The sequence below is a fragment of the Prevotella merdae genome (genome assembly GCF_900290275.1).
Classification (GTDB): Bacteria; Bacteroidota; Bacteroidia; order Bacteroidales; family Bacteroidaceae; genus Prevotella; species Prevotella merdae.
Window position 1 is genome coordinate 233,096 of record NZ_LT985324.1, and the last position, 16,700, is coordinate 249,795.

10 protein-coding genes are annotated in these 16,700 nt (G+C 46.1%); 3 read left to right on the top strand and 7 right to left on the bottom strand.

The window, feature by feature from the left end; all coding sequences use genetic code 11:
- Positions 1-11: 11 nt before the first annotated feature.
- The 3 genes from C9991_RS07370 to glmS form a co-directional block, all read right to left on the bottom strand.
- Positions 12-1,676: a formate--tetrahydrofolate ligase gene (locus C9991_RS07370; RefSeq protein ID WP_106811943.1), complete on the bottom strand. Its 1,665-nt coding sequence runs from the start codon at positions 1,674-1,676 to the stop codon at positions 12-14.
- Between the two features lie 59 nt (positions 1,677-1,735).
- Positions 1,736-2,587: a carboxylesterase family protein gene (locus C9991_RS07375; RefSeq protein WP_106812773.1), complete on the bottom strand. Its 852-nt coding sequence runs from the start codon at positions 2,585-2,587 to the stop codon at positions 1,736-1,738.
- Between the two features lie 100 nt (positions 2,588-2,687).
- Positions 2,688-4,553, bottom strand: coding sequence for a glutamine--fructose-6-phosphate transaminase (isomerizing) (gene glmS / locus C9991_RS07380; RefSeq protein WP_106811944.1), 1,866 nt, complete (start codon positions 4,551-4,553; stop codon positions 2,688-2,690).
- Positions 4,554-4,782: 229 nt separating this feature from the next.
- Here glmS and C9991_RS07385 point away from each other — a divergent pair, with 229 nt between their 5' ends.
- Positions 4,783-5,442 (top strand): MgtC/SapB family protein, encoded by a 660-nt coding sequence (locus C9991_RS07385; RefSeq protein WP_106811945.1) that lies wholly within the window; start codon positions 4,783-4,785, stop codon positions 5,440-5,442.
- A gap of 39 nt (positions 5,443-5,481) precedes the next feature.
- The gene (locus C9991_RS07390; RefSeq protein WP_106811946.1) at positions 5,482-7,677 is read left to right on the top strand and encodes a S9 family peptidase; all 2,196 of its coding nucleotides are present in this window, start codon (positions 5,482-5,484) and stop codon (positions 7,675-7,677) included.
- Between the two features lie 214 nt (positions 7,678-7,891).
- Here C9991_RS07390 and C9991_RS07395 read toward each other — a convergent pair whose 3' ends face one another.
- From C9991_RS07395 to lon, 4 genes are read right to left on the bottom strand one after another with little or no spacing between them, the layout of a single operon-like run.
- Positions 7,892-9,598 (bottom strand): DEAD/DEAH box helicase, encoded by a 1,707-nt coding sequence (locus C9991_RS07395; protein ID WP_106811947.1) that lies wholly within the window; start codon positions 9,596-9,598, stop codon positions 7,892-7,894.
- A gap of 43 nt (positions 9,599-9,641) precedes the next feature.
- A complete protein-coding gene (locus C9991_RS07400; protein WP_106811948.1) occupies positions 9,642-10,880 on the bottom strand; it encodes an LptF/LptG family permease in 1,239 nt (412 codons plus the stop codon).
- A gap of 3 nt (positions 10,881-10,883) precedes the next feature.
- The gene (tgt, locus tag C9991_RS07405) at positions 10,884-12,011 is read right to left on the bottom strand and encodes a tRNA guanosine(34) transglycosylase Tgt (protein WP_106811949.1); all 1,128 of its coding nucleotides are present in this window, start codon (positions 12,009-12,011) and stop codon (positions 10,884-10,886) included.
- Positions 12,008-14,464 (bottom strand): endopeptidase La, encoded by a 2,457-nt coding sequence (gene lon / locus C9991_RS07410; RefSeq protein WP_106811950.1) that lies wholly within the window; start codon positions 14,462-14,464, stop codon positions 12,008-12,010. Before lon ends, tgt begins: the two co-directional genes overlap by 4 nt.
- Positions 14,465-14,610: 146 nt before the next feature.
- Here lon and C9991_RS07415 point away from each other — a divergent pair, with 146 nt between their 5' ends.
- Positions 14,611-16,626: a beta-N-acetylhexosaminidase gene (locus C9991_RS07415; RefSeq protein ID WP_106811951.1), complete on the top strand. Its 2,016-nt coding sequence runs from the start codon at positions 14,611-14,613 to the stop codon at positions 16,624-16,626.
- Positions 16,627-16,700: the final 74 nt, after the last annotated feature.

Genomic DNA, 16,700 nt, shown 5'->3' on the forward strand with positions numbered 1-16,700 from the left:
GTTTTTTGTATTTAGGAGAGTCCTTCTATCTCTCCGTTCACGATGTCGATGTGCATCGCTGCTGGTACCTTTGGCAATCCAGGCATACGCATTATGTTTCCGGCAACTACAACAATCATCTCTGCACCAGCGTTGATAACGATGTCGCGCACGTTGACATCGAATCCTGATGCCACGCAGTATTGCTTGGCGTCGGTAGAGAATGAATACTGTGTCTTGGCTATGCAGATCGGAAACTTGTCGTAGCCCAACTCCTTAATCATCTGAAGTTTCTTCTTTGCTGGGGCTGCAAACGATACAGAAGCAGCACCGTATATGTTCTTTGCCACCTTCTCTATCTTTTCCTCGGTAGCGTCCTCGTCGTCGTAAACAAACTGCAACGGCTTCGAAGGATTGTTTTCTATGGTGTTTACCACGAGATTGGCAAGATCTACAGCTCCTGCGCTGCCTTCTGCATAAGCGTCGTTTTCTGCAAAACCAACACCTATTTCGGCACAATAGTCCTTAACAGCTTGTATCTCTTCTGATACGTCGCCAGCATAGCGGTTGAATGCTACTAGTACAGTCTGACCATACGACTGCAGATTCTTTATGTGCTTGTCGAGGTTGGCAAGACCCTTAACCAGTCCCTCGCGGTTAGGCTTCTTGATATCCTCTACAGCCACACCGCCATGCATCTTCAATCCCTGTGCTGTTGCCACGATAATGGTGAGCTTAGGCTGCAATCCACTCTTACGACACTTGATGTCGTAGAACTTCTCTGCACCCAAATCGGCACCGAATCCAGCCTCTGTTATAACATAATCGCCGTAGGTCATGGCCATCTTTGTAGCAAGTACTGAGTTGCATCCGTGTGCAATGTTGGCAAACGGACCTCCGTGTACAAAGGCAGCTGTATTCTCTGTTGTCTGTACTAAGTTAGGCGAAAGAGCGTCACGCAACAATACAGTTATTGCCCCTGCCACGCCAAGGTCTTTAACGGTGAATGGCTTGCCGTCAACGGTATATCCAAGAAGTATATTCTCTATGCGGCGACGCAAATCGTCCTCGTCTTTTGACAAACATAGGATAGCCATAATCTCTGAAGCTGGTGTAATGTCGAATCCAGACTCGCGAACGATGCCATTGGCTTTGCCTCCCATACCAGTTACAATGTCGCGTAGACCGCGGTCGTTAACGTCGAGCACTCGGTTCCATAACACTTCACGCAAGGCGAATCCATTGTCGCGATTCTGATACATATAGTTGTCAAGAAGTGCGGTTATTGTGTTGTGTGCGGAAGTTATGGCGTGGAAGTCGCCTGTGAAGTGTAGGTTTATCTTGTCCATAGGTAGCACCTGTGTTCTGCCGCCTCCGCATGCGCCACCCTTCAGTCCGAATACCGGACCAAGAGAAGGTTCGCGTAGTGCGCATATAGCTTTCTTTCCGATACGGTTCAAGCCGAGTGCCAAACCAATGGTTACGGTTGTCTTGCCTATTCCTGCTTTAGTTGGGGTGATTGCTGTTACGAGAATAAGGTTGCTTTTCCTCACTTTGTCCTCATCTATAAGACGTGTTGGGACTTTTGCCATGTAGTGGCCGTAATGTTCTAGCTCCTTAGCCGGAATGCCATACTTAGTTGCTACTGTTTCAATTTCCTCGAGCTTGGTGCTGCGAGCAATTTCGATGTCTGTCATTGTAAAAATAAAAATATTAGTAGATAACTCAGTGCAAAGGTACTAAAAATAAATTTTATCTAATACTCGTCATCGTCTTTTATTGACTTCTCGAAGATTATTTCTGGGCTTGGCACCCCTCTCTTCATATCTTTATACGCCTTTGTCAGGTCTGAGTTGTCTATTGTAATGTCTGGTCTTACTGGTCGTCCAGGGTTGGTGGTTGAGTGCGAGAAGAGCCATTCGTATGTTTTTCGCATGTATAATATGCGAGCCAAGGCTCCGTGGGATGCACCACGCAGCCAGTCGAAACGTAAGCGTTTGTCGTTGTTGGTATCTTGTAATTCTTTTACAACAACTTGCGACTGCTTTACCGATACAGCCCTATCGCCTGTTCCATGTATTATCCATAGAGGCAGACGTCCCAGTCCACTTTTGTCCTTGGCAGAGCATCCTCCGCACAGTGCCATTGCTGCCGCTATCTTGTCAGGATAGGCTGCCGCAAAGTCCATGGTGCCATAACCGCCAAGCGACATTCCTAGCACATACACACGTGTAGAGTCCATGGCATAGTTCTTTTTGGTCCATTCAAGGATGTCATTAAGTTTGTCGGGATTCCAAGCTCCGCCTGGGTTTTGTGGCACAATAACAAGTGCATCTATCTGACGTCCGCGTACAATTGCATCGAGCGGGCCATATCGGCGTGAGCGATTCATATCCTTGGAACATAGGCTTGCTCCATGCAGAAACATTACAACGGGTGTTGACTCAAGCGAGTAATAATAGTCGGTTGGAGTGTATACCCAAAAGTCGTAGCCGCCAGGTATCTCACCTTTTACTGGTCTAAGAAAGTCGTATTGAGCCTTGGCTGTAGTGCTAAAAATCAGCATACAAGCCAAGGCCAATAGTATCATTAATGTATTTTTCTTCATAGTTGTATTGATTTTTAATGTCACTTTTTGGGGGATAACTGCAAAGCTACATTAAAAACTCGAAACAACCAACTTTTTGTGTTTTTTTAGTTATTGCCACTTATTCAACAGTAACGCTCTTTGCCAAGTTTCGTGGCATATCTACGTTAAGTCCTTTGTCTACTGCCACGTAGTAGGCCAGTATCTGTAGCGGCACAACGCTGAGAAGCGGTACAAGGCAATTCTCGGTTTTAGGTATTTCGATAACGTTATCGGCAATCTCGCGAACATGCTCATCGCCTTCTGTCACGATAGCCAAGATGCGGCCTTTGCGCGACTTCACCTCCTGCATATTCGATATAATCTTCTCGTATAGCTTGTGGTGAGTGGCAATAAAGACGATAGGCATGTCCTGGTCGACAAGAGCGATAGGGCCGTGTTTCATCTCGGCAGCTGGATACCCCTCGGCATGTATGTAGCTTATCTCTTTAAGTTTAAGAGCACCCTCAAGAGCTACAGGATAGTTGAAGCCACGTCCAAGGTACAGGAAGTTGTGTGCGTAAGTGAACATTTTGGCAAGGTTGGCTATTTTCTCCGTTACCTCAAGCTCTTTCTCCATCTTTGTAGGAATAAGTGCCAATTCGCCTATAATCTTGTGGTATTCGCTGTCGGAAAGTGTGCCTGTCTCGTGTCCCAATGCCAATGCAAATAGTGTGAGCATGGCAACCTGACCTGTAAACGCCTTGGTACTTGCTACTCCAATCTCGGGGCCAACGTGCAGATAGATACCAGTATCAGTTTCGCGAGCTATGGATGAGCCTACTGCATTGACAATACCAAATATCAAGGCGCCGTGCTGCTTGGCAAGTTGTATTGCGGCTAGAGTGTCTGCTGTCTCGCCACTTTGTGATATAGCTATCACTACATCGTCCTTGTCTACTACAGGGTTGTTGTATCTGAATTCGCTTGCATACTCTACACTTACTCTCTTGCGGCACATGCTTTCGATGAGTTGCTTGCCTATGAGTCCGGCATGCCAGCTTGTACCGCATCCCAGGATTATGATGTTGCGTGCGTTTACAAGTCGATCACGATAGTCGCGTAAAGCTGACAGCACAATTCTATTGTTCTCAGGATGCTCAGCGTTGGCTATAAGTCGACCGCTCATAGCGTCGCGTAAGCAGTTGGGCTGTTCGTATATTTCCTTAAGCATAAAGTGGTCGAATCCGCCTTTGCTCAGTTTTGATATGTCCATATCAACTGTCTTGATGTCAAACTGGCATTGCTTGTTGCTATGATTAACTATGTGTAAGCCGTTGTTGATGCTGATGTCGGCTATCTGTCCGTCGTCTAGATATACCACCTTGTCGGTATGCTCAACTATAGGTGTGGCATCACTTGCTATGAAAAACTCTTTCTTGTCCTTGCCTACGCCTACAACAAGTGGGCTAGACTGGCGTGCAGCTACCAAATGATGCGGATTCTTCTTCTCTGTCACAACAATGGCGTAAGCACCTATCACGTCGTTAAGGGCTGAGCAAACGGCACTAAGAAGATTTGAGCCATTGTTATTGTAATAGTAGTCGATGAGCTGGCACAGCACCTCGGTATCTGTGGTGCTGTTAAACATATAGCCACGATCTACTAGTTGCTGCTTCAATACCTGATAGTTCTCGATAATGCCGTTATGAACTATGGCTATATTGCCGTCCATTGACACATGGGGATGCGCGTTTTTTACTGAGGGCTCTCCGTGTGTAGCCCAGCGTGTATGCGCTATACCCACATGACCTTCTATATCCTTGCCATCGACAAGGGTTTCAAGGTTGGCCACTTTGCCAGTTGTCTTGTATACATTCAGTTCGCCTTGATCTTTAACTAAAGCCACGCCGGCACTATCGTAGCCGCGATACTCCAGTTTTTTTAAACCTTCGATAAGAATGGGAAAAGCTTGCTTTTCGCCAATGTATCCAACGATTCCACACATAAATCTAACTCATTAAAATTCAACAATCTTTAAAAAATAACTATCTGTTTCTGTGCTTTTCAGATTAATTTTGTGTCTTTATGACATGCAAAAGTAATATAAAATGATAAAACGTCAAAATATTATGCCGAAAAAATATACATATAAATGCAAATGCAGCAAAATTTTAATATAAATAATTGTGGCATTTGTTTTTTTTTCGTACATTTACAACTTTAATAATAATATTATGGAAGCAACATATTTTGAACTGACAGTTCGTCTGTCGCTTGCCCTCATTCTTGGAGGGGCTATAGGCATAGAGCGTGAGTACAGAGCCAAGGAGGCTGGATTTCGCACGCATTTCCTCGTAGCTTTGGGCAGTGCATTGTTCTGCATCGTGTCACAGTATGGTTTTGGTATCGATCTTAAAGACTCGTCGCGTGTGGCGGCTCAGGTGGTCTCGGGTATAGGATTCCTTGGAGCTGGCACCATTATCTTCCAGAAGAATGTGGTGCGTGGACTTACCACAGCTGCCGGATTATGGGTTACGGCTGCCATAGGTTTGGCTTGTGGCACAGGCATGTATGTTGCTGCAGCTGTGGCTACAGCCATGGTGATGCTTGGACTTGAGGTGTTGCACGCTCTTATTCCACAGCACGGTATAACCACTGTGGAGTTGTCGTTCTCGGCGCCTACCAAGGAGAGTGTGTGGATTTTCATTAACCGTATAAAGCATGATGGGGGAGAGGTGCAGTCGTATGAGCTGCGCGATCGCCGTACATCAAAGGGCGAATTTATAGATGCCAACATACAGCTAAAGATGAAGCGTGATGAGGCGAGCAATAATCGAATTATCGAATACCTAAGAGAGTTTACTGACGTTACGATGTCGGCTGCCGAGGGATGATATGAGAAATCAGAACAACAAATTAATTAAATAATAACAATGAAACGCTTATTAGTTTTTTTCACAGCATTACTTATGTTTGCTACAACAATGTCGGCTGGCGGCAAGCTCACTGTACGCGACATTACCGGCTCTAAGTTCTCAGCGAAAATGGTGCAAGGTATGAATCCTATTGCAGGAACCGATACCTATGCTCGTATTGAGGGCAAAAAGATTGTGAGTTATTCGTTCAAGACTGGCAAGCAGGTTGGCGTGCTATTCGATGCCGACAACACACTTGGCAAGAAGATCGACAGTTTTGACAGTTACTCGTTTTCGCCTGACGGTAAGCGCATGCTTATACAGACCAAGACAGAGCGCATATACCGCCGCTCTTACAAGGCTGTATTCTACATTTATAATATAGCTTCGCGCCGTCTCGACCCTCTGAGCGATGGTGGTCCGCAGCAGATTCCTACATGGTCGGAGGATGGACAGCAGGTGGCTTTCGTTCGCGACAACAACATATTCCTTGTTAAACTGTTGTACGACAATGCCGAAATTCAGGTAACAAAGGATGGCAAGTTCAACGAGGTTATCAACGGATTGCCCGACTGGGTTAACGAGGAGGAACTTGGCTTCAATAAGGCTCTTACCTTCAATGCCGACGGCACTATGTTGTGTTGGTTGCGCTACGACGAGTCGAAGGTAAAGACCTACTCGCTGCAGATGTACAAAGGTTTGGCTCCTGAGAATGAGGAGTATGCCGACTATCCTGGTGAATACTCTTACAAGTATCCTAAGGCAGGACATGATAACAGTGTGGTTTCGGCTTGGAGCTACGACATAAAGTCGCACAAGATAAATCGCCTTCAGGTGCCTATGGATGCAGATGGTTATATGCCCCGCATCAAGATGACCGATGATCCCACACGCATCATTATCTATACAATGAATCGTCATCAGGACCAGTTGTGTCTCTATTCTGTCAATCCACGCACTACGGTAGCCCAACTTATTATAAAGGAAGAGGTGCCTAAGTATGTCAAGGAAGAGGCTATGGAGAACATACGTTTTATTGGCAACAATATTCTTTTGCCAAGCGATCGTTCGGGCTATATGAACCTTTATGTATATAATATGAACGGTCAGCTTCAGCGTACTATCGGTGGCAACTTCGACATTACAGCTGTATATGGTTATGATGCTAAGACGGGTGATGTTTATTATCAGGCTGCCGCTCTGGGAGCTACAGACAGACAGATATATGTGTCGCACAAGAATGGTAAAACTGTTCGCCTAACAGATAAGGAGGGATGGAACACGGCTGTCTTCTCGGGCGATTACCAGTATTTTGTCAATACATGGAGCGACTACAATACACCTTATATATTTACTACACGCACTCGCGACGGCAAGGTAGTGTCGACTCTTGAGGACAACAGCGACCTACGCAAGACTATTGCCGAGTATGGTTTCTGTAAGCGCGAGGCTTTCTCGTTCACAACATCAGAGGGTGTTACACTTAACGGATGGATGATGAAGCCACAGAACTTTGACGCTTCAAAGAAGTATCCTGTCATTATGCACCAATATAGCGGACCAGGCAGCCAGCAGGTTACAAACGCTTGGAGCGCAGGTTCAATGGGGCAGGGTGGTGCCTTCGACTCGTATCTAGCTCAGCATGGCTTTATACTTGTTTGTGTTGACGGACGTGGTACAGGCGGACGTGGTGCCGAGTTTGAGAAGTGCACTTACTTGAAGATTGGCGATCTTGAGTCGAAAGACCAGGTTGAGACTGCCTTGTATCTTGGCTCACTGCCATTTGTTGACAAGGATCGCATTGGCATCTGGGGATGGAGCTTTGGAGGATTCAACACTCTTATGAGTATGAGTGAGGGCCGTCCAGTGTTCCGTGCCGGTGTGGCTATAGCCGCTCCTACCAACTGGAAGTTCTACGATACTATATATACCGAACGCTATATGCGCACTCCGAAGGAGAATCCTGACGGTTATGCCACTAATCCTATAGAACGTGTAGCCAAGTTGCATGGTGCGTTGCTCCTTTGCCATGGCACAGCCGATGACAATGTGCATCCGCAGAACGTATACGAGTATGCTGAGGCTCTTGTTCAGGCCGATAAGGACTTCCGCGAGTTATTGTATACCAACCGCAATCACAGTATCTATGGTGCCAATACTCGCAACCACTTGCTGCGTCAGGTAGCCAATTTCTTTATAACTGAATTAAAGTAAATATTTGGTCCTTGACTTAAGAAGAAAAATGATAACGTATATGGATTTATGTAGCCACAGAATCTAAATGAGCCACCAAAAATAACGTCAATTATACGAACTTTATACGTTAGGTCCGTGTAATTGACGTTAATTGTTTATTTGATATTTACAATTTTTAATTGCTTATAATCGTAATAATACCATCATTTGTATTTAAATGATAATATTATTGTTATTTTTTCTTTCCCAACGACTTTAGCCAGGTCAATGGTTTCTTGAGTATTTTGGTCAGAGCACTCGACTGCTTTACAGCTGGTACCGATGCTATCGGCTTGTTGTTCTGTTGCTCCTTGCGATCTGTTCGCTGACGATTGCCCTGTTTATGCTCTTCGCCAGGTTTACGTTGCTGCTGACGACGACGCTGCTGGTTGTTGCGCTTAGGTTTTTCGCCATTTTCGCTTGCGTTTTCACTACGCTTGTTAGCGTTCTCATATTTCTTGTTAGCGTTTTCGCTGCGTTTTGGCTTGTTCTCTGTACGCTCATTGCCTGTATTGTCGCTATTCTCAGGCTTACGGCGAGGCTTGCGCTTGCGAGTCTTGTTAGGAGCGTCTGTTGTTTGGGTGTTGTCGACAGTTGTATCTACAGTAGCAGTATCTGTTGTCGGCACGTTATTCTTATCGCTACGACCTCTACCGCGTCCACGTCCATTAGTCTTGGCATTGCCCTCTTTGGTATTGTTGCCGCGTCCACGTCTTGCACGACCATTCTTCGACTTGCTTGGAGCTGCATTGTAGTCGGGGGCTTCGCCTATTCCATCGGGTAGGGCAACTTTCTCAACCTCACGTCCAAGGAATTTCTCTATCTGCTTGAAACTGTATATCTCGTCTTCTGCAACGAATGTGATGGCTATGCCATCGCGCTGAGCACGTGCAGTACGACCTATGCGGTGAACATAATCCTCAGGGTCGTGTGGCACATCAAAGTTGATAACCATAGCAATGTCGTCGATGTCGATACCGCGGGCTACGATATCGGTAGCTACGAGAACGTCAATTTGGCCCGACTTAAACTTGTACAGTATCTCGTCGCGCTCTGCCTGTTCCAAGTCCGAGTGCATCTCTCCCGAGTTAATCTTCATCTGTTGTAGTGTGCGGTTGATAGCCTTTACCTTCTGCTTTTTGCCAGAGAATACAATCACACGGTTGAGGTCGCCCTTACGGAATAGGTCCTTGATGATGCCAATCTTTTGTGTCTCGTAGCACACATATGCGCTTTGCTTTATTTTTTCGGCAGGCTTGCTTACGGCAATCTTTACCTCTACAGGGTTCTTAAGCAGAGTTTTAGCCAACTCTTCTATCTTGTCTGGCATTGTAGCCGAGAACATAATGGTTTGGCATGTTGATGGCAGCTTGCTTGCTATCATCTTTATATCCTCGGCAAATCCCATATCAAGCATACGGTCGGCCTCGTCGAGTACAAAGAATGATACCTTGCTAAGGTCGGCCGAACCAAGTGATATGTGACTTATCAGACGTCCTGGTGTGGCTATCACCACATCGGCACCCATCTGAAAACTCTTTAGTTCTTGGTCGTATCGGTTGCCATCATTGCCACCATATACAGCTACACTACTCACTCCAGAGAGGTAATAGCCAAAGCCCTGCATTGCCTGGTCTATCTGTTGTGCCAGCTCGCGTGTCGGACTCATGATAACGCAGTTGATAGCGTCAGACGGATATCCACCGTCGTCTAATTTAGAGAGTATAGGGAGTAGATAGGCAGCGGTCTTGCCAGTACCTGTTTGTGCAACACCAAGAAGGTCGCGACCTTCGAGGATTGGCGGTATACATTTTTCCTGAATAGGCGTGCATTTGTCAAAACGCATGTCATACAATGCGTCGAGCACGTGGTCGTTGAGTTGTGTTTCGTCGAAATACATTATCGATTTTTGAATTTAAAAATTCCAAATTGACGCATAGGCGTCAATTTGGTGCCTTCTTGTAGCAGAAATAAGCTACAATGGCAAAAATGATGTTAGGAATCCATGCTGCTATTATAGGTGGCGTGTTTGCATTGATGGCAAACGTCGACGACACCGTCTGAAGCATTATATATCCAAAGCTTAGTGCCAAGCCTATACCTAGATACATACCCATACCGCCCTTGCGCTTGCGCGAAGATAGCGACAGGCCGATAGTAGTAAGTATGAACGAGGCAAACGATGAGGCTATACGCTTGTGGTATTCCACTTGATACTGCACCACATTGCTGCTACCACGGTTCATTTGCTTGGAGATATACTCTTTTAGCTCAGGACTTGTGAATGTTTCTTGCTGACCTTTAGAATAGACAAGGTCGGTTGGTTCCATCATTATAACCGTGTCGCGTTGGGCTCCACTTGTTATGTGTTCTTTCAGACCGCGTAGTTCGCGTACCTTCCAGTTGGCAAGAGTCCAGTGATACTTCGAGTCACTTATGGTGTCGTATTGTGCCTCCATAGCCGTCATGTGGCTCACGAGTTTCTTGTTCTCGAACTTGTCGAGCGAGAATCCATAACCCTTCTTCATGTTGTTGTCGTAGTGCTGTATGTAGGCTATTACACCACGATCCACCTGAAGCATAACATTATCGGCAGATGTGTTCTTCTTCTTGTTCTTGTACATTGTTTCGAAGTTCTGTCGGATGACAGTACCATGCGGTATGATGTAGGCACTGAGGAAGAACGATAGTGTGGAGATGAGCACACACGAAATCATATAAGGACGCATCAGTCGCTTGAACGACACGCCGGCTGCAAGCATGGAGATAATCTCCGAATTAGAAGCCAGTTTGGACGTGAAGAATATCACGGCGATAAACACGAACAACGGGCTGAACAGGTTGGCGAAGTAGGGCACGAAATTGGCATAGTAGTCGAACACCACAGCCTTGAGTGGGGCATGGTACTGCGAGAACTTGGCAAGGTTCTCGTTTACGTCAAACACTATTGATATGGAAATAATCAGCGCGATTGAGTAGATGTACGTGCCGATAAATTTGCGTATGATGTACCAGTCGAGCACTTTGATATAGCGTAGCGGGTTGATATAGCCAAGGAATCTGAGAAATCCCAGTTTCTTAGCTATCCAAGCCATAGCGCGGCGCAATACTATTGTGTGCTCGCGCCACCAACGCAAGATATGCAGAAGGTGGCGCAGTCGCCTTATGTTCTTTCTTTTCATTTGTTATATTCTCCTTCCGAGATTGTCTATAACGCTACGTTTCCACTGTACAAAGTCGCCTTGCTCGATGTGCTTTCTGGCATCAGTCACCAGTCGCAGGTAGAAGGCAAGGTTGTGTATGCTTGCTATCTGCATAGCGAGTAGCTCTTGTGCCTTAAACAGGTGGTGCAGATATGCCTTAGTATGTATGCGGTCTACATCGCATCCGTCTGGGTCGATAGGCGAGAAGTCGTCCTCCCACTTCTTGTTGCGCATGTTCATAGTGCCGTTGTAGGTAAAGAGCATAGCATTGCGTCCGTTGCGGGTAGGCATAACGCAGTCGAACATGTCTACTCCTCGCTCAATGGCTTCAAGGATGTTCTGTGGTGTACCTACACCCATAAGATAGCGTGGTTTGTCTTTAGGCAGAATCTCGTTAACTACTTCAATCATCTCGTACATCACCTCTGTAGGCTCGCCTACAGCAAGACCGCCGATAGCATTGCCGTCGGCTCCCTTGTCAGCTACATATTTTGCAGCCTCACGGCGTAGGTCTTTATACTTGCATCCCTGTACGATAGGGAAGAGGCTTTGCTTGTGTCCATATAGAGGTTCTGTCTCGTTAAAGCGTTTTATGCAACGATCAAGCCAGCGTTGTGTCATGCCAAGGCTCTTCTTGGCATATTCGTAATCGCTCTCACCTGGAGGACACTCGTCGAATGCCATCATTATGTCGGCACCTATGATGCGCTCGGTATCCATCACGTTCTCTGGTGTAAAGATGTGCTTAGAGCCATCTATATGCGAACGAAACTCGCAACCTTCTTCACGAAGTTTGCGTATACCAGTAAGCGAGAATACCTGGAAACCACCCGAGTCGGTAAGAATAGGACGGTCCCATGTATTAAACTTGTGCAGACCTCCAGCCTTGCGTAGGGTGTCAAGACCCGGACGTAAGTAAAGGTGATAGGTGTTGCCTAATATTATCTGTGCCTTCACTTGCTCGCGCAGTTCCTGAAAGTGTACACCCTTGACCGAACCTACTGTGCCTACGGGCATAAAGATAGGTGTCTTTATCTGTCCATGGTCAGTGGTTATCAGTCCGGTACGTGCGTCGCTGTACGGGTCGGTGTGTTGCAGTTCAAATGTCATTTCTTTTCTTCTTCAATTTTAAAACTAATGGGGTTGTCTACAATCTCATCGGTCAGGGCAAAGCGCCATACGTCCTGTACGTTCTCAACGTAGTGGAATTCTACACCTTTGCGGTAGATCTCTGGAATTTCCTCAATGTCCTTACGATTGTCGCGACACATTACGATATCAGTAATGCCGGCTCGCTTGGCAGCCAGAATCTTCTCCTTAATGCCTCCAACAGGCAGAACTTTTCCACGCAGAGTAATCTCGCCAGTCATGGCTGTGTTCTTGCGCACCTTGCGTTGTGTTATTGCCGAGGCAATAGATGTAGCTATTGTAATGCCAGCCGATGGACCATCCTTTGGTGTAGCTCCTTCGGGCACGTGGATATGGATGTTCCAGTTGTCGAAGATGCGATAGTCTACACCAAGCGTATCAATGTGAGCCTTAACATATTCCAAGGCTATAACAGCCGACTCCTTCATTACGTCGCCAAGGTTTCCTGTCAGTGTAAGCTTGCCTGCCTTGCCCTTGCTCAGAGATGTCTCTATAAATAGAATCTCTCCGCCAACGCTTGTCCATGCCAAGCCAGTAACCACTCCTGCATAATCGTTGCCCTGATAGATATCGCGATAGAAAGGTGGCTTTCCAAGAAGGTCCTCTATTTCGTTAGGTGTTATCTTCTCATATGGCAATGTTCTGTCTAATGCCTTCTTATAGGCAAGTTTGCGTAGAGCTTTGTTCACCTGCTTCTCAAGTTGGCGCACACCACTCTCGCGTGTGTACTGTTCAACTATCTTTTCAATAGCGGCCTTGTTGAATGTAGGCTTTGCACCCTTCTCGTCCAAACCGCAGTTGTCTATCTCGCGCGGTATAAGGTGACGCTTGGCAATCTCTATTTTCTCCTCTGTTATGTATCCGCTAACCTCAATCAGCTCCATACGGTCGAGCAACGGACGTGGAATAGAACCGAGGTCGTTGGCTGTAGCTATGAACAGCACCTTAGAGAGGTCATAGTCTACGTCAAGATAGTTGTCGTGGAAGGCGTTGTTCTGCTCTGGGTCGAGCACTTCGAGCAAAGCCGATGATGGGTCGCCGTTTACGGTGTTCTGTGTTACCTTGTCTATCTCGTCAAGTATAAACACGGGGTTAGACGAACCTGCCTTTTGTATATTCTTTATTATACGTCCAGGCATAGCTCCTACGTATGTGCGGCGATGACCTCTAATCTCACTCTCATCGTGCAGACCACCTAATGACATGCGTACATACTTGCGTTTCATTGCCGATGCTATGCTCTTGCCGAGTGAAGTCTTACCAACTCCCGGAGGACCATAGAGACAAATGATTGGCGATTTTAGGTCGCCTCTAAGCTTAAGCACAGCCATATATTCAAGGATACGTTCCTTGACCTTCTCCATACCGTAGTGGTCGTTGTTCAGTATGCGCTGTGCACGCTTTAGGTCAAGGTTGTCAGTTGTATATTCGCCCCAAGGCAGATTGGTCATTGTCTGGAGATAGTTAAACTGGATGCTGTACTCCGGACTCTGTGGGTTAAACATATCCAGCTTGTCAAGCTCCTTCTTAAATACCTTGCCTATCTCCTCAGGCCATTTTTTGTTCTTTGCTTTCTCCTCAAGTTCCTTGCGCTCTGGTGATCCATCGCCATTGCCAAGTTCCTCTTTAATGTTCTTTATTTGTTGTTGTAGGAAGTATTCACGCTGTTGTTCGTCGAGATCCTCTCTGGTTTTCGAGCGGATGTTCTGTTTAAGTTCAAGCAGCTGTAGTTCCTTGTGCAGTACACGCAGTGTGCCTATAACACGGTCCTTAAAGCTATTTGTGGCAATAAGTTCCTCCTTGTCTTTAATGTCGAATGGCAGGTTGGTGCACACAAAGTCAACGGCAATAATGTCGTTAGAGATATTGTTGAGTGCAAACTGCGACTCGTCAGGCAAGTCCTCATTCTGACGTATGTAGTTGAGTGTTATAGAGCGAAGGTCTTCCATGGCCGTCTTAAACTCAGTATCCTTAGCGCTTGGCATTTCCTCCATTGCCTGTGTAACCTCGGCCAACATAAATGGTGATGTGCGTGTGACGCGCTTAAGTTTGCAGCGTCCAAGTGCCTGTATTATAGCAGTATGGTTGTTGCTAGGTCCAGGCATCTCAAGCACCTTCACCAGTTTGGCATAAACGCCATAGCTGAAAAGGTCGTTCTCGCCAGGGTGTTCAACTTCTTGGTCTTTCTGACAGAATACGGCAAATGCGGTATCTTGGTTTTTGCGAATTTTGCGGAGCAAGCTAAGGCTCTGCTTTCTGCCTATGATAACAGGCGCTATCACTCCCGGGAACAAAGCCATGTTGCGGGTAGCAAGTATTGGTATTTCGCCATCTACGTGTACGTTTAACATGTTCGTTACGTCACCCTCATAGTCGGCAATCATTTGAATCGATGTATTGGATCTCTTGTTCATATCAAATATAGCTATATCCGTGCAAAGTTACGGAAAAGTTTTCAGATATACACCTAATTAATGATATTTAATGACGAGGTGTGGTGTTGACCACGATATTTCATGTACCTTTGCACCACAACAATTTATTAACAAACACTTTATCTATGATCAAAAATCTAATTAATGTCAAGCGCCTGTTCTTGACTGCTTGTTGCAGCTTTGCTCTCTCTCTTGGTTGGGCAGCTATAAACGAGAAACCCTTTGTCGTGCCCGAACTTAAGCAGTGGAGTGGGGCAGATGGTATGTTTGCACCATCTGGCAAGTATATTGTCAAAGGTGGCAAGCAAGCCGAGAAGGTTGCACAAGTCTTTGCTGCCGACTATCACAGTCTTGTTGGCAACTCTCTTACGCCTAAGACAGGAAAACCATCTACTGGCGACATCGTCTTAGTGCTAAAGGCCGACAAACTATTGGGCACTGAAGGCTATCGTCTTGATATCAGCGATGTTACAACCATAACAGCTTCTACGGTAGAAGGACTTGTATGGGGAACTCGCACCGTGCTTCAACTTAGCGAGCAGAACCATTCGGCAGCCTTACCTAAAGGCGTTGCTGTTGATGTGCCCGAATATGGCTTGCGTGGCTTTATGATGGATTGTGGCAGAAAGTTTATCCCGATGTCGTATCTGCGCTCGCTTGTCAAGATGATGTCTTATTATAAAATGAACACTCTGCAGATTCATCTCAACGATAATGGTTTCCGCCAGTTCTTTAATGGCGATTGGAATAAGACGCAAGCTGCTTTCCGTCTTGAATGTGATACTTATCCTGGACTTACAGCCAAGGACGGACATTATACTAAGGCCGAGTTTATTGAACTCCAGAAGCTTGCCGAGCAGTATGGCGTCAATATTATTCCCGAAATTGACGTGCCTGCCCACTCGCTTGCCTTTACTCATTACAAGCCAGAAATAGGCTCTAAGGAATATGGAATGGATCACCTCGACCTTTTCAATCCTGAGACCTATAAGTTTGTTGATGGCTTGTTCAAAGAGTATCTTGAGGGTAAGAATCCAGTGTTCCGTGGTAAGGTGGTTCACATTGGTACCGACGAATATTCTAACGCAAAGAAGGATGTGGTTGAGAAGTTCCGCTACTTCACCGACCACTATATTAAATATGTAGAGTCGTTTGGCAAGCAGGCTGCTGTTTGGGGAGCACTTACTCATGCCAAAGGCGATACTAAGGTTAAGTCGCAGAACGTGATGATGCATTGCTGGTACAATGGATATGCCGATCCTAAGGAGATGAAGCGTCTGGGATATAAGTTGGTGAGTGTGCCCGACGGTCTTGTATACATCGTCCCTGCGGCAGGCTATTATTATGATTACCTCAATTGTCGTGAGTTATACAATACATGGACTCCTGCTCAAATAGGTGACGAGAAGTTTGACGAGCGCGACCCTTCTATTCTTGGTGGAATGTTTGCCGTATGGAACGACCATGCAGGCAATGGCATTACCGTAAAGGATATACACGACCGTCTGTTCCCTGCCTTGCAGACTCTATCTACCAAGTGCTGGACTGGAGCAGCAACATCTCTGCCTTACGATAAGTTCGATAGCCTTCGTTTAAATCTTAGCGAGGCTCCTGCTGTAAACGAGGCTGCTCGTTGGCCTAAAGGCAAGATGCTTGTAATAGATAATCTGTGTCCTGGTCAGACTACTGGTGAGAAGGAAGTTGGCTATGGATATCGTGTTGAATTTACTATTGATGGAGCTGATGAGGCTAAGGGCACACCTCTATTTACATCTGATAATGCCACATTCTACCTTGCCGACCCTCAAGACGGATGTCTCGCATTTGAGCGAGAGGGATATCTTAATAAGTTTAAGTATAAGATAGCAAAGGGCAAGAAGGTGTCTATCGCCATAACTGGCGACAACAAGAAGACCTGCCTGTATGTTGACGGCAAACTGCGTGAGGAGCTTGGTCCACTTGCCATCTATGCTATGCAGCAGAAAGATCTAACCTCTTTCCAAAGCACCGACCCTACAGCTTGGCAACCTGTGATGTATAATCCCTCTGCCAAGATGTACTATCAGCGCACGCTTGTATTCCCGCTTCAGAAGGCAGGCGAGTTTAAGAGCAAGGTTACTGGACTGAAGGTTTCTTTTTAAGCTTATATTGTTATATATATAAAAAGGTGCGGCAGGAGAACATTGTTTGTTTCCTGCCGCACTCGTTTTATAAC